Genomic DNA, 24,660 nt, shown 5'->3' with positions numbered 1-24,660 from the left:
ATCAAAGGTTCAGCTTCGAACGCTAGCGCGGTTCCAGCACACTCCGCACCCGGGCCAGATCCTCCGGTGTATCCACCCCCGCCTGGGGCGCTTCCAGCGCCTGGGCCACGTGGATCTTCTCACCCTGGTAGAGTACCCGAAGCTGCTCCAGGCACTCGATGGTCTCCAACGGGCTGACCGGCCAGGTGACATAGCGACGGATGAAGCCAGCCCGGTAGGCGTAGATCCCGATATGGCGCAGGGCGCCGGGGCTGACGGTGAGTTGCGCAGCAAAACCGTCCCTGTCCCAGGGAATGGGGGCACGGGAGAAGTAGAGCGCGTGGCCCTCTTTATCACACACCACCTTGACCGCGTTGGGGTTGTGCATCTCCTCGGGTTGCTCGATCGCCACCCCCAGGGTCGCCATCTGGGCCGAGCTCGATGCCAGGTTGTCCGCCACCTGGCGAATGATCCGCTCCGGGATCAGTGGCTCATCCCCCTGTACGTTGACGACGATGGTGTCATCGCTCAAGGCCAGGGTATCCACCACTTCAGCCAGCCGTTCGGTACCACTTTGGTGATCCGGGGAGGTCATCAACACTTCGCATCGGCCGGTGAGCGCATCCACCACCCGCTGATCATCGGTTGCTACCACCACACGGGTCGCTCCACAGGCCTTGGCCCGCTCCGCCACATGCTGGATCATCGGCTTCCCGGCGATCTCCGCCAGCGGCTTGCCCGGCAGGCGCGTGGACGCGTAACGCGCCGGGATCACCACCACGAAAGACATCAGTCTTGACTCTCCAGGGGGGTGGCACGATCCTCCAGCAATACCGGGATCCCCTCGGTAATGGGATACACCAGGCGATCCGCCTTGCAGATCAGGCGCTGGCCGTCATGGTCATACTCCAGCTTGCCCTTGCACACCGGGCAGGCGATGATCTCCAGCAGTTTCTTGTCAAACGCCATCGAGCTTTTCCTTCAGTTTTGCCAAAAATTGGCGGTCAAAATCTGGCCCCAAACTAGCAGTTACCGGTAGGTAATACCAGTTATCACGGGCAAAGGCGCGGCACTTAACCGCATCTTTTTCGGTCATTAATAACGCTTCTTTAGCGGGCGTTAGCGCGGCCAAAGAGGCCGGCTCATAAGCCTGGTGATCGGCAAAGCCGATGCAGCGCTTGGGATCAATGCCCATCGCCTTCAGAGTGGCAAAAAAGCGGGGCGGATGTCCTATCCCGGCCATCGCCACACAGGGCTCACTGGGCTTGGCTTCACCCCGGCCATCGACCGCTTGCCACTGGCCCGGCTCCAGGGTCATCGGCCACTCACCAGGCCCGGCTGGGCCGCCGTTGCAGAGCCGAAAATCGCACTCTTGCAGTCGCCGCACCGACTCCCGCAAGGGCCCCATCGGCAGCCGGTGACCGTTGCCGAAACGACGCTCGCCGTCAATCACCGCGACCTCCATCAAGCGACCAAGTCGGTAATGCTGCATCCCGTCGTCGCTGACGATGATGTCAACCTCGCCGGTCTCGATAAGGCTTTGCGCCACTGCCACCCGGTCCGGCCCCACCGCCACCGGCACACCGCTGCGCTGGTACATCAACAGCGGCTCATCGCCGCACTCGGCGGCAACGGTCGTCGGAGTCAGGAGCAGCGGGTAGTGTGCAGCCACACCGCCGTAACCACGGCTGATGATCCCGGGGCGGTAACCCTGTCGCTGAAGCAGCGCCACCAGCGCCAACACCGTGGGGGTCTTGCCGTTACCGCCCACGGTGATATTGCCCACCACGATCACGGGAACAGCCAGGGTGTGCTGCTGCAGCCAGCCCCGGCGATAGGCCAGCCGGCGCACGGCGGACACTGCGATGAAGATCCCCGCAAGTGGCGCCAGCGCCCATAGCAGCGGGTGCCCCTGCTGCCACGCCCGCTCCAGCCATTCTCGCAGGGCCATCAACTCTCCCCGAACTGCATCTGGTGCAGCTGACGGTAGGCACCGTTTTTGGCCAGCAACGCCTGGTGGCTGCCACGCTCGACGATACGCCCCTGGTCCATCACCACGATCTCATCCGCCGACTCGATGGTGGAGAGGCGGTGGGCGATCACCAGGGAGGTGCGGCCCCGCTGCAGAGTCTCCAACGCATCCTGGATCACCCGCTCCGACTCCGTATCCAGGGCCGAGGTGGCCTCATCAAGGATCAATACCGGCGCATCCCGCAGGATCGCTCGGGCGATGGCAATACGCTGACGCTGACCACCGGAGAGCATCACTCCATCCTCCCCCACCAGGGTTTCCAGTCCATCCGGCAGGCGGCTGGCAAACTCCATCACGTGGGCGGCCTTGGCAGCGGCCTCGATCTGCTCCCGGGAAACCCGGTCCCGACAGGCGTAGGCGATGTTGTTGGCGATGGTGTCGTTGAAGAGCACCACCTGCTGGGACACCGTGGCGATCTGGGCCCGCAGGCTGGACAGGGTCAACTGGGTAATATCCTTGCCATCCAGGCGGATGGTGCCGCTGTCCAGCTCGTAAAAACGCGGCAGCAACGTGGAGAGGGTGGTTTTACCGGAGCCGGAACGCCCCACCAGGGCCACGGTTTTACCGGCAGGAATGGTCAGGTCAATCCCCTTGATCACCGGAGCCAGGGTGTTGGGGTAGCTGAATACCACCTGCTCCAGGGCCAGGTCCCCCCGGGCATGCTCGATCACCTCGGTGCCCTTATCCTCGGCTTCCGCTTCATCCAGCACATCGAAGACGCTGGTGGCGGCGGCGATGCCGCGCTGAAACTCCGCATTGACCCGCGTCAGGCTCTTAACCGGTGACATCAGGCCCATCATGGAGCCGATGATCACCACAAAGGAACCCGGAGTCAGGTTTTGCAATACGCTCTCGAAACTGGCGACAAAGAGGACGGTTGCCAGGGCAAAGGAGCCGAGGATCTGGATAGAGGGTTGACTGATCGCCTGGGCAGCGGCCAGCTTCATGTTCTGTTGCCGGGTGCGATTGTTGACCTCGGCGAAACGGGCCGCCTCCAGCTGCTGACCACCGAAGGCCAACACGTTCTTATGCCCCTTGAGGGTCTGCTCGGCGGCACTGGTGACGCCGCCCATGGCGGCCTGGATGTTTCTCGACACCTTGCGAAAACGCCGGCTGACCAGGGCGATCACCCAGGCGATCACGGGGCCGACCAGGAAGAAGATGGCGGACAGCTGCCAGCTCTCGTTAAACATGATGAACAGCAGCGCCAGCACCGTGAACCCATCGCGCACCATGGAGACCAGGGCGCTGGAGGAGGCGCGGGAGACCTGTTCGGTGTCGTAGGTCACTTTGGAGATGAGATCGCCGCTGGAGCGAGTATCGAAGTAACTCACCGGCAGCCGCAGGTACTTCTCAAACACCGACTGGCGCATGGCGCGGATCACATGCTGGCTGACCCAGGCCATGCAGTAGGTGGAGACAAAGTTACCCAGTCCACGGATGATAAACAGTCCCACTATCAGTACCGGTGCCCAACGCAGTGCGGAGGCGTTGCCCTCGGCCAAGCCGGTGTCGATCAGGGGCTTCACCAGGTAGATCATGGCGGCATCGACGCCGCCGTACACTGCCATCGCCAGGATCGCCAGTACGAACGCCCCCTTGTAGGGACGAACATAGGGCCAGAGTCGCTTGAATGTGGGCCACACCTGGCCGGGATGTTTATCGCTCATATCTGCCGATAGTCATTGTTTCAGGAGGGCCATTCTACTCGGGCCGAGACGGGGAAACCAATGCCGGGCGCGCAAAAGCCACCGGGATGGCACTAACGACTCGCCAATTGTCGGTTATACCACCAGGGCGCCATCTGCTGACGATAGCTGCGAAACCGCGTTGGGGCCTCCTCATCGAAACGAAACTCCAATTGCCCCAGTCGCCCCGTATGCAAGGTCCGGCTGCCCAGGGCCCGATAGCGCTGCTCCACCTCAGGATGGGGGAAGCCCCAACGGTTGACCCGTCCCGCCGCATAGACCACCCAGTTCGGTTGCATCGCGTCCACAAACTCGGCGCTGCTGGAGGTGCTGGAGCCATGATGAGGAGCGAGCAACAGCTCGAACGGCCCCTTGACCCCCTGGGCCAGCAGATGGGCCTCGCCGCCGCGTTCAATATCGCCGGGCAGCAGCACCCGGCGCTGGCCATCGGAGAGCACCAGCACACAGGAGCCATCATTACCGGCCCTCTCATACTGGTACCAATGAAGATCCAGCCCCCGCCAGTGTGAGGGCCCCTGCAGGCAGGGACGCCCGCCAAACCCGACCTGCCCCCCCACCGGTATGGTTTCGCGCAGAGCGTCGACGCCCCCGCGATGATCCTGATCCCCATGGCTGACCACCAACCACTCCAGCGCCTCGACCCCCCGCTCACGAAGCAGCGGCAGGATCGCGCTCTGGGCATAACTGAACCCACTGGCAAAACCGGCACCGGTATCATAGAGCAGCGCCCCCTCTTGGCGTTGAACCAGGACCGCCAGCCCCTGACCGACATCGATCACATCGATACGCCACTCCGGCTCGGGCCGCTGGAGCAGCAGAGCAAACGGCAGCACAAGGATGGCCGCCTGCCAGCCCCAACCGCGCCAGGGACGCAGCCAAACCAAGGCAGCCGCCATCAACAACATCACCCCGGGTAACAGGATAGCTTGCGGGATCCCACCGGCCCCCCAGGGCAGCGCCGCCGCCCAGTGGGCCACCAATTCCAAAGGCCAGAGCGCCCAATCCGCCAGCAGCAAGACCTCCTGCGGCGCCCCGAGCAGGTAGCTCCCGGCAGCCAACAGGCAGAGCGGCAGTAACAACACGGAGAAAAGGGGCAGCAGCAGGAGGTTGGCCCAGAGGCCATGCAGTGTCGCTTCGCCAAACCAGGCCCCCTGCAGGAAGAAGAGGCCCAGGGTGATCACCCCCTGCAGCAGAAAGAGGCTGAGCAGGCGCTGAGTGAGGCGTTGGCCACCAAAGCCGACGCCCAGCCAGTGAAACAGCAGGATCAGCCCCACCGCACCAAACGAGAGCCAGTAGCCCGGGGCCATGGCGGCCAGCGGCTGGAACAGCAGCACCAGGGCCGCCACCCGCAGCAACACCTCCCAGGGTCGGGCGTTACGGTTGAGCCACAACAGCAGCATCCCCAGTAGCACCATCAGCAGGGCACGCTGGGTGGGCAGAGCGAAGCCGGCAAGAAGCGCGTAGCCCAATGCCGCCAGGCCAGCGGCCCACCAGACCAGCACCCGCCCACGGCCGCGGGGGTCCGGCCAGATCCTCGGCATCAGCGCATAACCCAAAGCCAGCACCAGGCCAGCCACGATGGAGAGATGCAACCCGGACACCGCCATCAGATGGATAAGCCCGGAGCGACGCAGTTGCTGCCAACGTTCCTGACTTATCCCTCGCTTGTCCGCCAACATCAAGGCACGGATAAGATCCCCTCGGGGCAGGGCTTCAACCCCCGCCTCCAACCGGGCCATCAGCGCCCGGCGCCAGTGGCCCGGATCCGTCAACAGTTCGCCCTCTCGCACGTAGCCGATGGCGGTGATCCCCTGGGCCAGACGATGGCGACGACCGTTGTGTCCCCCCAGATTACCGCTGCCATCGGGATCTTTGAGTTTAACCAGGAGACGGTAGCGCTCTCCCAGGGACAGAGTTGGGCCGTTGTACCAACTCAGCTCCAGTTGTCTAGGCTCATGCCAAGGGAAGGATTTCTTAGGGAACCTCTCGACCCGAAAATGGGTTCGTTGGTATAGTGCGTCGCCGACTGGCGCCGACGTCACTCTCGCGATCACCTCGTGATACCCCGCCGCCAGGGCCCGATCCGGGCTGGTCAGCCAATGGGCATACCCCTGGCCCCAACACAAGCCCAGCCCGATACCGATCAGAAAGGGGATCCGCCCCCAGACGGCAGCGGCCAGGGTGAGGATCATCAACACGGAGATGGGCAGCAGGAGCGGCCAAACTACACTTAGTGTCAGTGCCGCCACCCATCCCAGTAAAAGTCCATTGACCATCTGGGTTTAGGATTTCATCGCCAAAAGATGCCAAGAAGAACGTTTAAACGGATCATGCCCGACCCTGAGCGGATCCGTCAGCATAAATACCTTAGATTACTCGGCCCTTGGATGCAGAAGGCTAGCCTCTGGCATCTGAACCGTCGTTCCGCCAGCGGTGCATTGGCCCTGGGGGTATTCAGCGCCTGGATGCCGATCCCGTTCCAGATGGTGCTGGCGGCGATCCTGGCGATCATCGCCGGCGTTAACATGCCGTTGGCGATCATCGCGGTGTGGATCTCCAACCCCCTGACCATGCCCTTCATGTTCTACCTGGCCTACCTGCTCGGCACCTGGGTGATGGACTGGGAGCGCGGTGCCTTCGAGTTTCAACTCAGTTTCCAGTGGTTGGCCGACAGCCTGCACTCCTTCGGCCCCCCCTTCCTACTCGGATGTGCCCTGCTGGGCCTGATCTGCGCGGCCCTGACCTACCTGGTGATCGACAGCCTCTGGCGTTACTCGATCCTGTTTAACTGGCGCCGCCGCCGGAACGCCCGAACCCGCCCCCTGCCCTGACGCCAAGAACGCCCCGTTAACGCTCACCCTGGGCCTGCGTAAATGAAGCACAGACCGCAAGATAGGCGAAAACCCGGCAGCGTATCGTAAAAAAGAGTGGAAGGGGCCCCGGCGATGGGGCCGCATGCTCAGGTGCGGTAGAGCACCTTGATGATGTGGTAACCAAACTTGGTTTTAACCGGACCAATAGGGCTCAGGATGGGGCCGGTGAAGACCGCTTTATCAAAGGGCCCCACCATGTCGCCACGACGAAACTCCCCCAGGCTGCCACCCTTCTTGCCCGACGGACAGGTGGAGTGCTTCTTCGCCAGGGTCTGAAAGTTTGCGCCCTTCTCCAGTTGCTTAAGCAACTCCTGGGCCTTGGCCTCATGCTTTACCAGGATATGAAGGGCCGCTGCGGTTTTCGCCATGATGAACTCCAGTGAGAGATGAGGGGGCCGGATCCTAACAGACTCGCCGCCGGCGCCCTAGCATCAGTGTATCGCAGCACCGAAGCCGCTGGCAGCCTCAGGAGAAGCCCATGGCTTCTCCTACAGGAACGGTCGCACTCCCAACCGCTCTCCCTGCCACTTCCCTTTTCACTGCCCCCAATCAATGGGGAGCATCGATGGCGGTGTGGGGATCCCGCGCCAGGTAATCACTCTGCAGCATGTACATGCGGATGGCGTCACGGTAGTAACCATTGGTGAAAAACTCCTGCACAAGGCGGCCCTCCTCGACGAAGCCGAAGTCTTCATAGAGCTTGAGCGCCTTGGTATTGTCCACCGCGACTACCAGGTAGAGCTTATGAATGTTGAGCACCTTAAAGGCGTAGTTCACCGCCTGGCTCATCACCTCACGGGCGTACCCCTTCCCCTGGTGGATCGGATCGATGATGATCTGGAACTCCGCACGACGATGGATGTGGGTGATCTCCACCAGTTCCACCAGCCCCACTGCCTCACCATCCATATTCTCCGCGATGAAGCGTCGCTCCGACTGGTCATGGATATGCTTATCGTACAGCTCCTCAAGTTCAACGAATGCCTCGTAGGGCTCTTCGAACCAGTAAGCCATCACCTGACGATCGTTATTCAGGTGATGGACAAAGCTCAGGTCATCCCGCTCCAGCGCCCGCAGGCGGATGCGGGTTAAGATGGTGGAGGCTTGGTTCCGATCCGACGCGCTTTTCATAACAGACTCTCACTCCTTGTTCGTTACGACCCGACCACACGAGTACCGGGTCCTGCCGCTGCAACGCCTACAGAAGCTCGGCGGGTTGCAACCGGCTGGCTTTCCACGCTGGATACCAGGTGGCAATAAGGGTCACCCCAAACGCCAGCAGGGAAACCGTGGCCACGTCCCGCATCATCAGCTCCGACGGCAAAAAGTCGATAAAGTAAACCTCACCCGACAGAAAGTGCATGTCGAAGCGTGACTCGATAGCCGCCATGATACCGGACAGCCGCGTCGCCAGCAGGGCCCCGATAGAGGCTCCCAGGACGCAGCCGAGGGCCCCGGTGAGGGCACCCTGGACCATGAAACCGGTGAGGATCCCACCCCGGCTCATCCCCATGGTTCTCAGGATGGCGATCTCCGCCTCCTTGTCCCGTACCGACATCACCAGGGAACAGATGATGTTAAAGCTAGCCACCGCTACCACCAGCACCAGCACCAGGTAGGTCAGCATCCGTATCAGCTGAATATCCTGGTATAGATGGCCCTGGGTCCGAGTCCAGTCGGTCAGTTGCAGGTACTGGCTTTGCCGGAATCCCACCTTGCGCACCAGCTCCGGTGCCTGGAAGAGATCCGTCAGGGTCATGCGGACGCCACTGGCACCGCCAGGGGCCAAGCCGGTCATGGATGCCGCAAATGCCTGGTTGATAAAAGCCGCGGTGCGATCAATTTCGCCCCCGAGGTCGAACAGGCCGGTGACGGTAAAGATCTGGGTTCGGGGTGCACTGAGCGGTCCGGCAGCGGCGCCGGGCAGCAGCAGCGATACACGGTCCCCCACCTCGACCTCCAGCTGCCGGGCCAGGGCCTCACCCAGCACCAGGTGGTTGGCGTTTTCCCCCAAGCTAGACCAGGCCTCGGCAGACATGAACTGCGCCGCCGAGGAGACCCGCTGCTCCCACTCTGGGTCGATCCCCCTAAGCATCACGGGCTTCATCACCTCGCCGCGCTGCAACAGCCCCTCCACCTGAACGAAGGGCGCTGCCGCCCGCACCCCAGGCTCGGACTCGGCATCCGCCACCAGTGCAGGCCAATCCTGCAACGCCCCCTCCATCGCCAGCAACTCAGCGTGGGGTACCACCGCCAAGAGGCGATCTTTCAGCTCCCGTTCAAAGCCATTCATCGCCGACAGCACCAGGATCAGCACCGCCACCCCGAGGGTGATCCCCACCACCGAGGAGAGCGAGATAAAGGAGACAAACCCGTTGCCGGCCCGGCTGCGCAGGAAGCGCCAGCCGATCTGAAACGGCAGCCACCTAACCATGGGTAACCGCCTCACTGGACACCAGGTGGCCCTCTCGCATCTCCAACTGCCTATCCAGCCGCGCCGCCAACTGGCGATCATGGGTCACCACCACGAAAGCGGTGCCCCGCTCTGCCGCCAGCTCTCTCAACAGCTGGTACACCGACTCGGCGCTGTGCTCATCCAGGTTACCCGTGGGCTCATCCGCCAGCACCAGTGCCGGATGGTTGGCCAGGGCCCGGGCGATCGCCACCCGCTGGCGCTCCCCGCCGGAGAGCTCCCCGGGACGGTGGCTGAGACGGTGACTCAGCCCCACCCGTTGCAGCAGTGCCGTCGCCCGCTGCTCCGCATCCCGACGTGAGGCCCCACCGATCCTCAGCGGCATCGCTACGTTCTCCAACGCAGTAAACTCGGGCAACAGATGGTGAAACTGGTAGATAAAACCCAGCTGTTCATTGCGCAGTCGGTTGCGTTGCCGCTCACTGAGTCGGCTGAGATCCTGGCCCCTGAACAGGACTCGTCCCTCGCTGGGGCTGTCCAGGGTTCCCAGCAAGTGCAGCAGGGTACTTTTCCCAGAGCCGGAACTGCCCACCACCGCCACCAGCTCGCCGGGCGCCACCTCCAGGTTCAACTGGGCCAGAACCCGGGTTTCCTGCTTACCATCGCGGTACACCTTGCCGAGGTCCTGACATTGCAACAGGGGCTTATTCATAACGCAGAACCTCCGCGGGGTTGACCTGAGACGCCCGCCAGGCGGGATAGAGTGTGGCTAAAAAGCTGAGGAACAGGGCACCGAGCACCACCGTCAGTACCTGCAGCGGATCGATGATCACCGGTAACGGCTGGCCCGGGGGCAGCAGCCAGATCCCCAATCCCTGCAGCAGGGGCTGAAGGTGGTTAGCGAGCACGAGCCCCAGGGTCAAGCCCAGCGCAGTGCCAAGCAGGGCGCTGCTCATTCCCTGGACACAAAACACCCCGGTGATGGCGCCCCGGCTGATCCCCTGGGTTTTCAGAATCGCCACATCCGGCGTTTTGTCCGTGACCATCATCACCAGTGCCGAGACGATATTGAACGCCGCCACGGCGATGATCAGGCCAAGCAGCAGCGCCATCATTCGCTTCTCCATCTTCACCGCCGAAAACAGTTGGCCGTAATCGCTGCGCCAGTCGGCGATCTCCGGTGGCTCACTCAGCCCCTGCCACTGGGCATTGAGTCGCTCCCCTACTTCAGGGGCTCGAAAAGCATCCTCAAGATAGAGGCGCCAATTTGGCGGTGTACGCAGCAGGCGGCGGGCATCGTCGATATGGATGAGGGCCAGTGAGCTGTCGATCTGGGCGCCCATCTCGAACAGCCCCGTCACGGTGAAGGTACGCTGGGCGGGGATCCGCCCCATCGGGGTATAACGGGCCCCCTTGGCGGCCATGACACGCACCTGGTCTCCGGGGAAGATCCCAAGCTGGCGGGCAAGCTGGCTGCCAAGCAGGATCCGGTACGCCCCCCCTTCCAGGGAGTCGTAACGTCCCTGGAGCATATGGCTGGCGATGGGGGAGTAGTCCCGTTCGGCGCCGGGCTCGATCCCCAGGAGCTGAACGCCCCCCATCTGCCCTCCCCGCATCACCAGGGCTTCGCTGGTGAGCAGGGGAACGGTGGCGAGGATCTCCGGCATCCTGGCCAGGTCCGCTTCGAGGCGCGCCTGGTCGGCCTGGCCGGGGGTGATCACCAGCTGGGGCACCGCCCCGAGGATCTGTCCCTTGAGTCGCCCCTCAAGGCCGTTCATCACCGAGCTCACCAGGATCAGGGCCGCCACCCCGATGGTGATCCCCAGCACGGAGAAGAGGGTAATAAACGAAACAAAGCGCGTATCCTTGCGGGCACGCCAGTACCGTAAACCGATAAGAAGCGGCACCGGAGTGGTCATAGAGGTGGCTTGGCGAAAGTCATAAGTTCACGGATAATAATTAAAAATCAATGCCACACACAAGGACAATCCCCGATGAAACGCCAACCTGTCCTCGCACCATGGGCCGCCATCGGATCGAACTTGGGTGGGCAGAGCGGACTCCAACCTGTAGCCTTAACTCTCACCGCCGGACAACACCCGGCCTGAATACGGATCGTCCATGAGTCGTTTTTCCCCCTTAACTCCCCCGGCGCTCGGACCGGGGGACAAACAGCGTTTGACCGGCCTGGCCGGCGCCGCCCGCAGCCTCTGTGCCGACGCCCTGATCCGTCGGGACGCGGGTCTGACCGTGCTGCTCACCGAAGACACCCCCACCGCTTTGCACCTCGAGCAGGAGCTGCGTTACCTCAGCCGGGAAGACTACCCTGTGTTGCTGTTCCCCGACCGGGAAACCCTGCCCTACGACAGCTTCTCTCCCCACCAGGACATCGTCTCCCAACGGCTTCAGGCACTGGCGGCGCTGCCCACGCTCAAGCAGGGCGTGCTGATCCTACCGGTGCCCACCGCCCTGACCCGGCTCTGTCCCGTGGACTTTGTCGCCGGTAACGTGCTCAGCTTCCGTCGGGGCCAGACCCTGGATATCAACGCCCTGCGCCAGCAGCTCGCCGGTGCGGGTTATCACCACGTGGAGCAGGTCTACGAGCATGGCGAGTTCGCCGTGCGAGGGGCCATCGTCGACCTCTTCCCCATGGGGGCAGAGCAGCCGTTCCGGCTGGATCTGTTCGACGACGAGTTGGAGTCGATACGCCCCTTCGACGTCGACAGCCAGCGCTCCGAGGGGGAACTGACCGAGATCGCCCTGCTTCCTGCCCGGGAGTTTCCCACCGACGAGGTGGGGATCGAAGCGTTCCGGTTTAATTACCGCCAGCAATTTGAGCGGATCAGCAATGAACCGGAGTCCCTCTACCAGCAGGTCAGTAAGGGGATCCTGCCCGGTGGCGTGGAAGCTTACCTGCCGCTGTTTTTCGAGCATACGGCAACGGTTTTCGATTACCTGCCCAAGCAAGTTCAGCTGCTCAGTGTCGGGGATATCCCCGGGGGCTGCCAGCACTACCTGGGGGATGCCCAGAGCCGATACGACAACCAGCGGGTGGACCCGCTGCGGCCTCTGCTGCCGCCAGAGCAGCTGTTCCTGAGGGAGGAGGAGCTGTTTGCGGCCATCAAACCCCATGGCCGCATCGCCCTGGAGCAGGAGAGCGGCGCCATCACCAAGGCACCTCAGGCAAAAGCGGAAGCCATTACCGAGATCGAAGTTAACCATCAGCTGAAACGCCCCCTAGCTCCGCTGCTCAAGGGGATGCCACAGTGGCCTCGGGTCCTGTTCAGCGTCGAGTCGGAGGGGCGCCGGGAGGCGCTGCTGGAACTGCTGCGCAGCGCGGACCTGAAGCCGGTGACGTTCGAACACTGGCGCGATTTTGCCGCCGACGACGCGCCCCTGGGCCTGATTGTCAGCCCCCTGGCCCGCTCCGTGTGGCTGTCTGAAGAGAAGCTGGCGCTGATCACCGAGCAGGAACTGCTCGGTAGCCGGGTGCGCCAGCAGCGACGCAGTCGCAGCCGCAGAGGGGTCAGCTCGGATACCCTGATCCGCAACCTGGCGGAGCTCAAGGTGGGACAACCCGTGGTGCACCTCAAGCATGGCGTCGGCCGATACCTGGGGCTGGAAACCCTGGATGCCGGCGGCATGGTGTCAGAGTTTTTGAAGCTGGAGTACGCCACCGGGTCCAAACTCTATGTGCCGGTGAGCGCCCTGCACCTGATCAGCCGTTACAGCGGGGGCGATGACACCAACGCCCCGCTCAACAAACTGGGCTCCGAAGCCTGGGAGAAAACCCGCCGCAAGGCCGCAGAGAAGGTACGGGACGTAGCGGCAGAGCTGCTGGAGATCTACGCCCAGCGCGAGGCCAAGCCCGGACACCGCTTCGCCCTGGACAAAGCGGAGTATGCCCGTTTTACCGCCGGCTTCCCCTTCGAGGAAACGGCGGACCAGGCCAATGCCATCCAAGCGGTACTCAGCGACATGCGCGCCCCCAATGCGATGGACCGTCTGGTGTGCGGCGATGTGGGCTTCGGTAAAACCGAGGTGGCGATGCGGGCGGCCTTCGTTGCGGTCCATGCAGGCAAGCAGGTCGCGGTGTTGGTACCCACTACGCTGCTGGCCCAGCAGCACTACGAAAACTTTCTCGACCGCTTCGCAGACTGGCCGGTGCGGATCGAGGTGATGTCCCGCTTCAAGACCGCCAGCGAACAGAAGAAAGCGATGGCGGCCCTGGCGGAGGGCAAGATCGACATCATCATCGGCACCCACAAGCTGCTGCAGAGTGACATCCGCTTTACCGATCTGGGGCTGCTGGTGGTGGACGAGGAGCACCGGTTCGGTGTGCGTCAGAAGGAGAAGGTCAAGGCACTGAGGGCGGAGGTAGACATTCTGACCCTCACCGCCACCCCGATCCCCAGAACCCTCAACATGGCGATGTCCGGCATGCGGGATCTCTCCATCATCGCCACCCCGCCCAAGCGCCGCCTGTCGGTCAAAACTTTTGTCCGGCCCCAGGACCCTGCCCTGGTGCGCGAGGCTTTGATGCGGGAGATCCTCCGGGGTGGCCAGGTCTACTACCTGCACAACAGCGTCGAAACCATAGACAAGTGCGCCGAAGATCTGGCCGCACTGGTGCCGGAAGCCCGGGTCGTGGTGGCCCACGGCCAGATGCGGGAGCGGGAACTGGAGCGGGTGATGAGCGATTTTCACCATGGCCGGTTCAACCTGCTGGTGTGCACCACCATCATCGAGACCGGCATCGATATCCCCAGCGCCAACACCATCCTGATCGAGCGGGCCGACAAATTCGGCCTGGCCCAGTTACACCAACTGCGGGGCCGGGTAGGCCGCTCCCACCACCAGGCCTATGCCTACCTGTTGACCCCCAAAGAGGGCAAACTGACTAAGGATGCGCAAAAACGGCTCGAAGCCATTGAGCAGCTTGAAGATCTTGGGGCAGGCTTTATGCTGGCGACCCAGGATCTGGAGATCCGCGGTGCCGGTGAGCTGTTGGGGGATGAGCAGAGCGGCCACATCGCCAAGATCGGTTTTACCCTCTACATGGAGATGCTGGAGCAGACCGTCGAAGCACTCAAGGCGGGACAGCAGCCCTCCATGGACCAGTTGCTGTCGGAGCAGACAGAGCTGGAGCTACGGATCCCGGCACTGCTGCCGGAAGACTACATTCCCCACGTCAATACCCGACTGTCGATCTACAAGCAGATCGCTTCCTGTCGCAACGAGCAGGCCTTAGTGGAGGCCAAGATTGAGCTGATCGACCGTTTTGGCCGGTTGCCCGCTGCCACCGAGAACCTGCTGGCCCTGGCCAAGCTGAAACTCAGAGCCAGCCAGCTGGGGATCCGTCGCATCGAGGCCAGCGCCAAAGGCGGCAGCTTCGATTTCAGCGAACAGACTCCAGTCCAGGCCACCACCCTGATCGCCCTGCTGCAATCCCAGGCCGGTAAGCTTAGAATGGACGGACCGACCAAATTGCGATTCCAACAACCGATGGAGGATGCCGCCGAGCGCATCGCCGCGGTCAACCATTGGCTGGATCTGGTGTCCGCCGATCTTCACCAAGAGGTTCATCACTCGTGAAAACCCTGTTACTCCCCGTGCTGCTGCTCTGCCTCGCTCTGCCCGCAGCCGCCAATGCCGCCACCTGGTTCGAGGTCGAGGTTCTGGCATTCAGCCGCGATGACCAAAGCTCGGAGCGCTGGCCGGATGACACCGTCCCGCTGTCAGCCCGGCGTGGCATCGATCTGCTGAGCCCCCTGTGGCTGCCGGATACAGCCGCCATCTACCAGGCAGCGAACGGTTGCAACTCCACCCAATGGCTGCAAGATCCCGAAGGGTGCCGCCAGAAGGAGCAAGCGAACCAGCCGCCGCTGCCGACCCAGTTGCCACTGGTGGCCGCCGCCAAAACTTTGGGCAATCCGGCCAAGGGAGAAGCTTACCTGCTACCGGAATCGATGCTGCAGCTTGGCCCGCAAGCCCGGCAACTGGCCCGAAATGGCCACACCCTGCTGCTGCACACCGGTTGGCAGATGCCCGTTTACAGCCGCCGTTCCGCCAGCCCGGTGCTGCTCTTTGGCGGCCGTAACTTCTCGGAGACGTTCGAGTTCGATGGGCGCATCAAAAAGAGATCCGAGACGGAGGAAGCGTCACAGCCGAGCTACTTTAGCAGCGAAATCCTTGAACCCGAGATGGCAGTACCCGTCTGGCAACTTAATGGTTGGCTCAATATCTACCTTGACCGCTACCTCTTTATCGAGGCCCGCCTTGACCTGCGTGAACCGGGAGAGCGGCAATGGGAGCGAGAGGAGAACGAAGTATCTGAGCTGATTCAGGCAGACAGCGCCGACGACCTCGACGCGGCCGACACCCCCAGGGCCAGCGAGCCCTACCTGTTTACCATCCGGATGGATCAGAACCGTCGCGCCCGCAGTCGGGAGATCCACTACTTCGATCACCCCAAAATGGGGCTGGTGGTGCAGATCCGGCGGATGGCACAGCCTGGAGAGTGAGAAACCCCTGACAGCGGTTAATCGAGGATCTCGAAATCCAGGTAGAGATCCTCACCGTCATACTCATCGGCCAAAAGCTCGCTGACACTGGCGGAGCTGGGCCCACTTCGGGCCCAATCTATCAGCGCTTCCACAGCATTATCACCGCCCTGGGCCAGGATCTCGACGCGACCATCATCCAGGTTACGGACATAGCCGGTTACCCCGAGACGCTGGGCCTGCTCCAGGGTAGAGGCGCGAAACCACACCCCCTGGACCTTTCCCGACACCCGGGCCAATACGCTCTTCATTCACAGCCTCCTGTCAGGCCATCGCTACCAACGCTGGGCTTCAAACGGTTTCAGACTCCGACTTGAAGGCTTTGATCTCCTGCAGATGGGCACTGATCGACTTGAACTTGTGACCCTCCACCTCGTCCCAGATCACCGGGTAGTAGGGGGATAGGGCTTCCGCGATACGGCCCGTGTCCAGAACCTCGTCCTTTCGCGCCAGGATACACAGTGCCCGGCCCCGATTTTTTTGCCGAAACTGCGACACGCACTTAGAGGCGATATCCTCGTACTCCTCCGGCCGATCGATCTTGCCCGTCATGTTCTCCTCTGGCCAGAGGTTCGGATTGAAGAGCACCGAGCGGATCCCGCATAGGAAGCCAACACGCTCGGCCCAGTAGGCGCCAAGGCCGACTCCCACAACGACGGGGCTGGGGTCGTCACTGAGCTTGATGTGCTTATCCACCTCTTTGAGCAGGTGTTGCATATCGTGCTTGGGATGCAGGGTGGAGTAGCTGAGGAAACGCACATCGTCATCGATGAACTGCAGCTGCATCACCTTTTCATGGTTGCCGGGACTGGTCGCATCAAAGCCATGTAGATAGAGGATCATGCCTTTCTCCTTCGAGATCTCCGCTTAAGAATGGTGCTTTATCCGCGCCCTTGCCATTCCTCACACAAGGTTTTCGCCAGCGACTCGGCGTCCTGCCAGCGAGAGGAGCGCCGCAAGGCCACCGGCTCTTGCCGCTCTGCGCCTCTGAGTGCCCGGATGGCAGCCGGCACCGAGGACCAGGCGGGGATCGACTTAGCCACCTCAATGGCCAGCTCCGTCTGGTTACAGATCAGGGCGATATCGCATCCCGCCGCCAGTGCAGCCTGGGCTCGAGCATCCATTGCGCCCACCCCCGCCGCTCCGGCCATGCCGAGATCGTCAGAGAAGATCACGCCGTGGTACTGCATCTGATCCCGCAGTATGCTCTGGATCCAGACCGGGCTGAACCCCGCCGGACGATGGTCCACCGCCGGGTAGGTCACGTGGGCAGGCATGATCGCCTGCAGATGCGACGACAGAGCCCGGAAGGGTGCCATGTCTTGCTCCAGAGCCTCCCGGCTGCGGCTGTCCACCGGTGCACTAATGTGGGAGTCAGCCTGCACACTGCCATGACCGGGAAAGTGCTTGCCGACAGACGCCATGCCCGCTTCCCTCAACCCGGCCAGGTAGGCTCCAGCCAGAGCGATCACCGCCTCAGGCTCGGGAGCAAACGCCCGCCAACCGATCACCTCGGAGCAACCGTTGAGATCCAGTACCGGCGCAAAGCTAAAATCGATATCGACCGCCCGCAACTCCGCGGCCATCAACCAGCCCATCTCCTTGGCCCAGTCGCAGGCCAGGGGCAGGTCACCTTCGGCACAGGGCAGCAGGGCCCCCACCGGTGGCAAGCGGGTGAACCCGTCGATGAAACGCTGCACCCGTCCCCCTTCGTGGTCGACCGACAGCAGCAGCTCCGGTCGTCTGGCACGCACCTGCTCAATCAGCGCCTGCAGCTGCGAGGGGGTGTCGTAGTTGCGGGAGAAAAAGATGAGGCCGCCCAGGCTCGGGCAATCCAACAGGGCCCGGTCCGTATCGGTCAGTTCAGTACCGATCAGATCCGCCATGACAGGTCCCATTTACACGCTCCTTTGAAGAAATTGATTGGCGCTGTTTGGGGCTAGTCTACCATCGAGGTAGAGTGCTCGGCATCGGAATAAAACCAGAACAAGGACACAGGAATGATCAGCGTTTTTGACATGTTCAGTATCGGCATCGGCCCCTCCAGCTCTCACACCGTTGGACCGATGCGCGCTGCCAACCGCTTCGTCGCCGATCTGCGCCGTGAAGGCAAGCTGAATGCGGTCACCGAGGTGCAGGCGGAGCTGTTTGGCTCCCTGGGCCAGACCGGAAAAGGCCATGGCACCGGCAAAGCCGTGGTACTGGGGTTGCTTGGGGAGGAGCCTGAGCATTGTGATCCCGACACCGTTGAGCAGAAACTGGCCCAGATTGCCGAACGTCAGGCCCTGATGCTCGGCAATGAACAGCAGGTGGCCCTGACCCGAGCCAACGGCATCACCTACCATCGCCGCAAATCCCTGCCGGAGCATGCCAACGCCATGACGCTGAAGGCGATGAGTCGGGATACCCTGCTCTATCAGCGCACCTATTTCTCCATTGGTGGCGGCTTCGTTCTGGATGAGGATGAGATCAAAAGCAGCCAGCCGATCAACCAGGTGGCACAGCCCCAACCTTACCCCTTCGACACCGCTACCGAACTGATGGCCCTCTGCACTGAGCATGGACTCTCCATCTCATCGCTGATGTTGGCCAACGAAAAGGTATTGCGCGAAGAGTCGGATATCCACGATGCCCTTTGGTCGATCTGGCAGACCATGCGCGCCTGCGTCGACCGCGGCTGCCGCAGTGAAGGGATCCTCGAAGGGGGCCTGAAACTGCGCCGTCGCGCGCCAGCGCTCTACCGTCGTCTCCAGGCGGAAGGTCGCACCAGCCAGGATCCCCTGAACGCCATGGACTGGGTCAACCTGTTTGCCCTCGCGGTCAACGAGGAGAACGCTGCCGGGGGCCGGGTTGTTACCGCCCCCACCAATGGCGCCGCCGGGATCATCCCCGCAGTGTTGTGTTACTACGACAAATTCATCCAGCCGGTGGACAGAGAAACCTGCAGCCGCTACCTGCTGACCGCGGCGGCCATCGGCATCCTCTACAAGAAAAACGCCTCCATCTCTGGCGCCGAAGTCGGGTGCCAGGGCGAGGTTGGCGTCGCCTGCTCCATGGCGGCAGCGGCACTGACCGAGATCCTTGGGGGGACCGTGATGAACGTGGAGAACGCCGCCGAGATCGGAATGGAGCACAACCTGGGGCTGACCTGCGATCCTGTCGGCGGCCTGGTTCAGGTCCCCTGCATCGAGCGAAACGCCATGGGGGCGGTAAAGGCGATCAACGCCTCTCGCCTGGCCCTCCGGGGGGATGGTCTGCACAAGGTGACCCTGGATAAGGTGATCAAGACCATGTGGGATACCGGCAAGGATATGCGCTCCAAGTACAAAGAGACCGCCAAGGGGGGCTTGGCGGTCAATATCGTCGAGTGCTAAGCAGAGCGCCGGGCTCTTGGGCCCGGCGCTCACCCTATCGGATCGGCAGAGTCATCTCTGCAAAGAGTTCGTCGATCTGCTTCTGATCCCTCAGCCCCAGCGCCTGCTCCACCACGGGGCGGGTCAGGTGGGGAGCGAAACGCTCCATGAAGTCATACATGTAGCTGCGCAGGAAGCTGCCCTTTCGAAAGGCGATCTTGGTGGTGTTGGGTTCAAACAGCGCCGAAGCATCCACCACCACCAGGTCCTCTGCATCCCCCGGCTCCAGCGCCATGGTCGCCATCACGCCGACGCCAAGCCCCATGCGGACATAGGTCTTAAGCACATCCGCGCTGGCGGCAGAAAACACCACCCTCGGCTCGCCCTCCACCTGAGCAAAGGCCTTTTCCAGAGACGAATTACGGTTAAAGCCGAACACGTAAGTCACCAGCGGATACTTGACCAGCTCCTGCAGATCCAGGGTCTTGCACTTCGCCAACGGGTGATCCTTATGGAACACAATGGAGCGGTTCCAGTGGTAACAGGGCAGCATGATGAGGTCGTGGTAGAGGTGGATCCCTTCGGTGGCGATGGCGAAGTCCGCCTCGCCCCGGGCCACCATGTCACAGATCTGCTCCGGTGTGCCCTGGTGCATCATCAGATTGATGTCCGGGTAGCGCTGGATAAAACGCTGAATCACCTCCGGCAGGGCGTACCGAGCCTGGGTATGGGTGGTGGCGATATGCAGATCCCCCCGATCCGGCTGGGTATACTCCGCCGCCACCTTCTTGATCCCCTCAACCTTTCCAAGAATATCCCCGGCAATCGCAATCACCTGCTCACCCGCTGGGGTGACATGGGTGAGGTGCTTACCGCTACGGCCGAAGATCTGGATCCCCAGCTCATCCTCCAGCATCCGCACCTGCTTGGAGATCCCAGGCTGCGAGGTGTAAAGGCTCTCGGCGGTGGCCGAAACATTGAGGTTGTTATTCACTACCTCGACGATGTATCTCAGTTGCTGCAGCTTCATCGCTTCCCTGCTTCTCTCATGCTTTTAAGTTATATTGTTAGCATAATTGCAAGCCTCAATGGAATAAGTTGTCCACCGCAGAGGGGACGAATCTTCTCTGGTCGCCGAAAACGCAAACCATTTTCGACGGTTCGAGAACAGAAAAGGAGGACCACAGGGCCCTCCTTTTCGATCACCGTTACCGGCAGCTCCCTCGACTCAGGGGCTAGTCGTCCTTGGCTTTTTTCGCCTTGCTCTTTTTCGTCTGCTCTTCGTGCCACTGCTTGCCGTCAAACTTGGCCACCCAGCCAGTGGCCTTGCCATCCAGCTCCGACGCCACGTACTGCTCCTTGCTCTTACGGCTGAACTTGAGCAGGTAGGGGTGACCATCGGGATCCGCCGCTGGTGCTTCCGCCAGGTAGTGGAACTTTGGCGAGATCCGGTCCTTGAAGCGCTGCAACTCCTCCACCTTGGGCGCCCGGGTCTCCCGACTCTTCGGGAAGGTGCTTGCCGCCAGGAACAGCCCCGCCGCCCCGTCCCGCAGGACAAAGTGGGCATCGGACTTTTCACAGGGCAGCTCCGGCAGCGGCACCGGATCCTCCTTCGGAGGCGCTACTTCGCCGTTTTTCAGCAGCTTGCGGGTGTTTTTGCAAGACTCGGTGTTGGTGCAGGCGAAGTACTTACCGAAGCGACCATTCTTCAGCTCCATATCGGCGCCGCAGCGGTCACATTCGATGATAGGGCCATCGTAGCCCTTGATCTTGAAGCTGCCCTTCTCCACCTCGTAGCCTTCGCACACCGGGTTGTTCCCGCACACATGGAGCTTGCGGGTCTCATCGATGAGGTAGCTGTCCATGGTACTGCCGCAGATCTCGCAGCGACGGCGGGTGATCAACGCCTCCGCCTCCTGATCATCCGAGGTGATCGCTTCCGCTTCCTCGCCCGGCGTCAGGTTAACCGTGGTCTTGCAACGCTCCTTGGGGGGCAGGGCATAGCCGGAACAACCGAGGAAAACCCCGGTCGTCGCCGTTCGAATTCCCATGGGACGGTCGCAGGTCGGACAGGGGATGTCGGTCAGCACCATCTGGTTGGGGCGCATTCCGCCCTCGTCCACATCCAGTTCGGCGGTGTCCAGCTTCTGGCTCAGGTCCAGGTAGAACTCGTCCAAAACGTGCTTCCAGTCGAGTTCGGCCCGCGCGACCTTGTCCAAGGTCTCCTCCATGGACGCGGTAAAGTCGTAGCTAAGCAGCTCGGGGAAGTTCTCCACCAGGCGATCGGTGACGATCTCCCCCATCTTCTCGGCAAAGAAGCGCCGGTTTTCCACCCGAACGTAGCCCCTGTCCTGGATGGTACCGATGATCGCAGCATAGGTAGAGGGGCGGCCGATGCCCCGCTTCTCCAACTCTTTCACCAGGGAGGCTTCGTTGAAGCGCGCCACGGGCTTGGTGAAGTGCTGTTTCGGGTCCAGTGCGTTGAGGGTCATTGACTCTCCCACAGTGACATTGGGAAGGGTCTTGTCCTCCTCCCCTTTACGTCCCGCCGGCGGTTGGGCACGGGTCCAACCATCGAACACCATGATGCGGCCCTTGGCCTTTAACTCATAGTCGCCAGCCTTGGCGGTGATGGTGGTGGCATCGTATTTCGCCGGCGTCATCTGGCACGCCACGAACTGGCGCCAGATCAGCTCGTAAAGACGTTGCGCATCCCGCTCCATGTTAGAAAGGCTGGCGGCCTTGACCGTCACATCCGAGGGACGGATCGCTTCGTGAGCTTCCTGGGCGCCCTCTTTCGAGCCGTAGCGGTTCGGGGCTTCGGGCAGGTACTTCTTCCCATACTCGCTGCCGATGTAATCCCGCACATTGGCCACCGCCTCCTTGGAGAGGTTGGTGGAGTCGGTACGCATGTAGGTGATGTGCCCCGCCTCGTAGAGGCGCTGGGCAAGGGTCATGGTCTTTTTCACCCCGAAGCCCAGCCGGGTACTGGCGGCCTGCTGCAGGGTGGAGGTGATGTACGGGGCGGAGGGACGGCTGGAGCTGGGCTTATCTTCCCGGTTACTGATCACGTAGCTGGCTGCGTTCAGCGCCGCCAGTGCCTTATCGGCCTGGGCTTTGTTTTCCAGCTTCAGCGCTGAACCCTGGTATTTCGCCACCTCCATACGCAAAGCTGGGCCACTGGCCAGGCCCAGATCCGCATGGATATCCCAGAACTCCTCCGGCACGAAGGCACGGATCTCCCGCTCCCGCTCCACAATCAGGCGGACCGCCACGGATTGAACCCGACCGGCGGAGAGGCCTCGGGCCAGCTTCTTCCACAGCAGCGGAGACACTGAAAAGCCTACCAGGCGGTCCAGGAAGCGACGAGCCTGCTGAGCATCCACCTTGGCGTGATCCAGATGCAGCGGATGGGCAAATGCCTCCTGGATCGCCGACTTGGTGATCTCGTTAAAGACCACCCGACGGTAGCGGGCATCGTCACCGCCGATCACCTCTTGCAGGTGCCAGGCGATCGCCTCCCCCTCTCTATCCAAATCCGTTGCGAGATAAACGGTATCGGCTTTCTCCGCCAGGGTCTGCAACTCTTTGACCACCTTCTCCTTGCCAGGCAGGATCTGGTAGTCGGCACTCCAGCCGTTTTTCGGGTCGATCCCCATCCTTGCAATCAATGACTTGTAGTCACGCTCTGCTTTATATCGGGCTTTATCTTCCGGTGCCATCTTACGCACTTCGGCGGCGGTCTTAGTGGGGACCGGCTTATTCGCGGCTTGACTGGCGGAAGTCGGCAGATCACGAATGTGACCCACCGAAGACTTCACGACAAAATCTTTGCCGAGATACTTATTGATGGTTTTCGCCTTGGCTGGCGACTCCACAATGACCAGGGATTTGCCCATTGACAGGTTCGGACCTTATAAAATGCGGTGGAATTAGATTGGCTCATATATAGAGGCATGAGGGATCAACTTCAACCCTAGCGCCGGGTTAAGCCCTCTGCTAAGCCGATTTTTGCGCAGTTTAACTTTTTATCGACTGAACACGCAGTTGCGCAAAGTACTAATGCATTGGTTGGCGACAAGCAAGAAATAGTTATGCAGATGTTGGCTTTTTGTGCTGTTTCTCACCCTTGTCCACCCCTCCTAAGCCCGTATACTGAGCCTCTTTACGGGGATGTCCCGAACTGCAGTGTTTAAAAACGGAGGGAACCGATGCACCTCGAAGCCAATTTTGATGGACTGGTGGGGCCGACACACAATTATGCCGGCCTCTCTTTCGGCAATGTCGCCTCACAGTCCAACGCGGACGCCCACTCTAACCCCAAGGCAGCGGCACTGCAGGGGTTGGACAAGATGGTGTCGCTCTCCCGTCTCGGCCTCTGCCAGGGGGTGCTTGCCCCCCAGGCCAGGCCTGACCTGGATACCCTGAAGCAACTTGGATTTAGCGGTACGCCGGGGCAGATCCTGGATCGCGCCTACCAGCAGGCCCCGCAGCTGTTGATGGCCTGCTACTCCGCCTCCAGCATGTGGAGTGCCAACGCCGCCACCGTCTCCCCCAGTGCTGACAGCGCTGACGGCAAGGTGCACTTCACACCAGCCAACCTGGTCAATAAACTGCACCGGGCCATTGAACCGGCCCAGACCGGACGAACCCTGAAAGCGGTCTTTGGCGATCCCAACCATTTCGTGCATCACAGTGCCCTGCCGGGGCACGAAGCCTTCGGGGATGAAGGTGCCGCCAACCACACCCGGCTCTGCAGCGCCTATGGCGATCAGGGCCTGCAGCTGTTTGTTTACGGGCGTAGCGCTTACGATTCCAGCAAACCCGCGCCCCAGCGTTACCCCGCCCGCCATACCCTGGAAGCCAGCCAGGCGGTGGCCCGTCTCCATCAACTGGATCCGGCCCACACCCTCTATATTCAACAAAACCCCGAGGTGATCGATCAGGGGGTATTTCACAACGACGTGATCGCCGTGGGGAACCGCAACCTGCTGCTGTGCCACGAGCAGGCCTTCCTCAACCAAAAGGACGCGCTGGCTCAGATCCGGCAGCGGTTTGGCGAGCAACTGCACATTATGGAGGTGCCCACCAGCGCAGTATCCATCTCCTCTGCCGTCAGCAGCTACCTGTTCAATACCCAGCTGGTCACCCTGCCCGATGGCCGCCATGTCATCATCGCGCCCACCGAGTGCCAGGAAAATGGCGAAGTGGCCGCTTACCTTCAGTACCTTGTCGAGGGGGACAGTCCCATCAGCGACGTGATCCACTTCGATGTTAAGCAGAGCATGAAAAACGGTGGTGGTCCCGCCTGCCTTCGACTACGGGTGGCCCTGTCGGCGGCGGAGCGTCAGGCCGTCAACAGCGCCTGCCTGATGGACGAGGAGAACTACCAGCACCTGAGTGCCTGGGTAGAGCGTCACTACCGGGATCGTCTCAGTCGCGATGATCTGCGGGACCCCAGCCTTCTGCTGGAGAGTCAGACGGCCCTCGATGAGCTGACCCAGCTGCTGAAGCTCGGCAGCATCTACCCCTTCCAGCGTGTTTGACAATCACTCGCTCAGCAGCAGGGGGCCAGCCAATGCTGGCCCCCTGCTCGTTCTCGGCGACCCTCACACCGGATGCCATTGGTCTCTCGCCCACCCATACCTTTCACGCCCACCATGCGGGAAAGCCAAACCGAGTCACGCCGGTTAAAGTCTTGCGCTAATAAAGGCATGGGTGCGCAGAAGCGTCTGAAA

The 24,660-nt window shown here is 61.8% G+C and carries 20 protein-coding genes; 5 read left to right on the top strand and 15 right to left on the bottom strand.

What is annotated here, in order from left to right:
- Nucleotides 1-22: 22 nt before the first annotated feature.
- The 5 genes from kdsB to ABD997_RS05445 all read right to left on the bottom strand — a co-directional run bounded on the left by kdsB (nucleotide 23) and on the right by ABD997_RS05445 (nucleotide 5,996).
- Nucleotides 23-769 carry a 3-deoxy-manno-octulosonate cytidylyltransferase gene (kdsB, locus tag ABD997_RS05465; protein WP_345316002.1) on the bottom strand — a complete coding sequence of 249 codons (747 nt, stop codon included), beginning with the start codon at nucleotides 767-769 and terminating at the stop codon, nucleotides 23-25.
- Complete coding sequence (locus tag ABD997_RS05460) at nucleotides 769-948, bottom strand: Trm112 family protein (protein WP_345316001.1); 180 nt, start codon at nucleotides 946-948, stop codon at nucleotides 769-771. Before ABD997_RS05460 ends, kdsB begins: the two co-directional genes overlap by 1 nt.
- On the bottom strand, nucleotides 938-1,930 hold the full coding sequence (gene lpxK, locus ABD997_RS05455; RefSeq protein WP_425557049.1) for a tetraacyldisaccharide 4'-kinase: 993 nt from the start codon (nucleotides 1,928-1,930) through the stop codon (nucleotides 938-940). Before lpxK ends, ABD997_RS05460 begins: the two co-directional genes overlap by 11 nt.
- Nucleotides 1,930-3,681 (bottom strand): lipid A export permease/ATP-binding protein MsbA, encoded by a 1,752-nt coding sequence (gene msbA, locus ABD997_RS05450; RefSeq protein WP_345316000.1) that lies wholly within the window; start codon nucleotides 3,679-3,681, stop codon nucleotides 1,930-1,932. Before msbA ends, lpxK begins: the two co-directional genes overlap by 1 nt.
- Before the next feature lie 92 nt (nucleotides 3,682-3,773).
- Entirely contained in the window at nucleotides 3,774-5,996 is a 2,223-nt protein-coding gene (locus tag ABD997_RS05445) for a DNA internalization-related competence protein ComEC/Rec2 (RefSeq protein WP_345315999.1), read from the bottom strand.
- A gap of 27 nt (nucleotides 5,997-6,023) precedes the next feature.
- Between ABD997_RS05445 and ABD997_RS05440 the strand changes: the two genes are divergently transcribed.
- Nucleotides 6,024-6,551: a DUF2062 domain-containing protein gene (locus tag ABD997_RS05440; protein WP_345315998.1), complete on the top strand. Its 528-nt coding sequence runs from the start codon at nucleotides 6,024-6,026 to the stop codon at nucleotides 6,549-6,551.
- A 128-nt stretch (nucleotides 6,552-6,679) separates the two neighbouring features.
- Here ABD997_RS05440 and ppiC read toward each other — a convergent pair whose 3' ends face one another.
- The 5 genes from ppiC to ABD997_RS05415 all read right to left on the bottom strand — a co-directional run bounded on the left by ppiC (nucleotide 6,680) and on the right by ABD997_RS05415 (nucleotide 10,925).
- Nucleotides 6,680-6,961 carry a peptidylprolyl isomerase PpiC gene (ppiC, locus tag ABD997_RS05435; RefSeq protein WP_345315997.1) on the bottom strand — a complete coding sequence of 94 codons (282 nt, stop codon included), beginning with the start codon at nucleotides 6,959-6,961 and terminating at the stop codon, nucleotides 6,680-6,682.
- Between the two features lie 181 nt (nucleotides 6,962-7,142).
- Nucleotides 7,143-7,724 (bottom strand): spermidine N1-acetyltransferase, encoded by a 582-nt coding sequence (gene speG / locus ABD997_RS05430; RefSeq protein WP_345315996.1) that lies wholly within the window; start codon nucleotides 7,722-7,724, stop codon nucleotides 7,143-7,145.
- Between the two features lie 67 nt (nucleotides 7,725-7,791).
- A complete protein-coding gene (locus ABD997_RS05425) occupies nucleotides 7,792-9,027 on the bottom strand; it encodes a lipoprotein-releasing ABC transporter permease subunit (RefSeq protein ID WP_345315995.1) in 1,236 nt (411 codons plus the stop codon).
- Entirely contained in the window at nucleotides 9,020-9,718 is a 699-nt protein-coding gene (gene lolD, locus ABD997_RS05420) for a lipoprotein-releasing ABC transporter ATP-binding protein LolD (RefSeq protein ID WP_345315994.1), read from the bottom strand. Before lolD ends, ABD997_RS05425 begins: the two co-directional genes overlap by 8 nt.
- Entirely contained in the window at nucleotides 9,711-10,925 is a 1,215-nt protein-coding gene (locus ABD997_RS05415) for a lipoprotein-releasing ABC transporter permease subunit (RefSeq protein WP_345315993.1), read from the bottom strand. The genes lolD and ABD997_RS05415 overlap by 8 nt, the downstream gene beginning before the upstream one ends.
- A 202-nt stretch (nucleotides 10,926-11,127) precedes the next feature.
- Between ABD997_RS05415 and mfd the strand changes: the two genes are divergently transcribed.
- Complete coding sequence (mfd, locus tag ABD997_RS05410; protein WP_345315992.1) at nucleotides 11,128-14,601, top strand: transcription-repair coupling factor; 3,474 nt, start codon at nucleotides 11,128-11,130, stop codon at nucleotides 14,599-14,601.
- On the top strand, nucleotides 14,598-15,530 hold the full coding sequence (locus tag ABD997_RS05405; protein WP_345315991.1) for a CsiV family protein: 933 nt from the start codon (nucleotides 14,598-14,600) through the stop codon (nucleotides 15,528-15,530). The genes mfd and ABD997_RS05405 overlap by 4 nt, the downstream gene beginning before the upstream one ends.
- A gap of 17 nt (nucleotides 15,531-15,547) precedes the next feature.
- On the opposite strand, the gene ABD997_RS05400 is transcribed toward ABD997_RS05405, so the two are convergent.
- Genes ABD997_RS05400 through nagZ form a run of 3 tightly spaced genes read right to left on the bottom strand, consistent with a single transcriptional unit; the run spans nucleotide 15,548 to nucleotide 17,467 of the window.
- Nucleotides 15,548-15,820 carry an acylphosphatase gene (locus ABD997_RS05400; RefSeq protein WP_345315990.1) on the bottom strand — a complete coding sequence of 91 codons (273 nt, stop codon included), beginning with the start codon at nucleotides 15,818-15,820 and terminating at the stop codon, nucleotides 15,548-15,550.
- Nucleotides 15,821-15,860: 40 nt separating this feature from the next.
- Nucleotides 15,861-16,412 (bottom strand): alpha/beta hydrolase YcfP, encoded by a 552-nt coding sequence (ycfP, locus tag ABD997_RS05395; protein ID WP_345315989.1) that lies wholly within the window; start codon nucleotides 16,410-16,412, stop codon nucleotides 15,861-15,863.
- A gap of 38 nt (nucleotides 16,413-16,450) precedes the next feature.
- Nucleotides 16,451-17,467: a beta-N-acetylhexosaminidase gene (gene nagZ, locus ABD997_RS05390; protein ID WP_345315988.1), complete on the bottom strand. Its 1,017-nt coding sequence runs from the start codon at nucleotides 17,465-17,467 to the stop codon at nucleotides 16,451-16,453.
- Between the two features lie 102 nt (nucleotides 17,468-17,569).
- On the opposite strand from nagZ, the gene ABD997_RS05385 reads away from it, so the two are divergent.
- Complete coding sequence (locus ABD997_RS05385) at nucleotides 17,570-18,943, top strand: L-serine ammonia-lyase (RefSeq protein WP_345315987.1); 1,374 nt, start codon at nucleotides 17,570-17,572, stop codon at nucleotides 18,941-18,943.
- Nucleotides 18,944-18,977: 34 nt separating this feature from the next.
- On the opposite strand, the gene cysB is transcribed toward ABD997_RS05385, so the two are convergent.
- Together cysB and topA are read right to left on the bottom strand one after the other, a co-directional pair.
- The gene (gene cysB, locus ABD997_RS05380) at nucleotides 18,978-19,952 is read right to left on the bottom strand and encodes an HTH-type transcriptional regulator CysB (protein WP_345315986.1); all 975 of its coding nucleotides are present in this window, start codon (nucleotides 19,950-19,952) and stop codon (nucleotides 18,978-18,980) included.
- Between the two features lie 205 nt (nucleotides 19,953-20,157).
- Nucleotides 20,158-22,821: a type I DNA topoisomerase gene (gene topA, locus ABD997_RS05375; RefSeq protein WP_345315985.1), complete on the bottom strand. Its 2,664-nt coding sequence runs from the start codon at nucleotides 22,819-22,821 to the stop codon at nucleotides 20,158-20,160.
- Between the two features lie 312 nt (nucleotides 22,822-23,133).
- Between topA and astB the strand changes: the two genes are divergently transcribed.
- Nucleotides 23,134-24,468, top strand: a complete 1,335-nt coding sequence (gene astB, locus ABD997_RS05370; RefSeq protein ID WP_345315984.1) for an N-succinylarginine dihydrolase — start codon at nucleotides 23,134-23,136, stop codon at nucleotides 24,466-24,468.
- The last annotated feature ends 192 nt before the right edge of the window (nucleotides 24,469-24,660 follow it).

This window comes from Ferrimonas gelatinilytica, assembly GCF_039544205.1.
Lineage (GTDB): Bacteria > Pseudomonadota > Gammaproteobacteria > Enterobacterales > Shewanellaceae > Ferrimonas > Ferrimonas gelatinilytica.
This window is presented reverse-complemented; position numbering and strand designations above follow the sequence as displayed.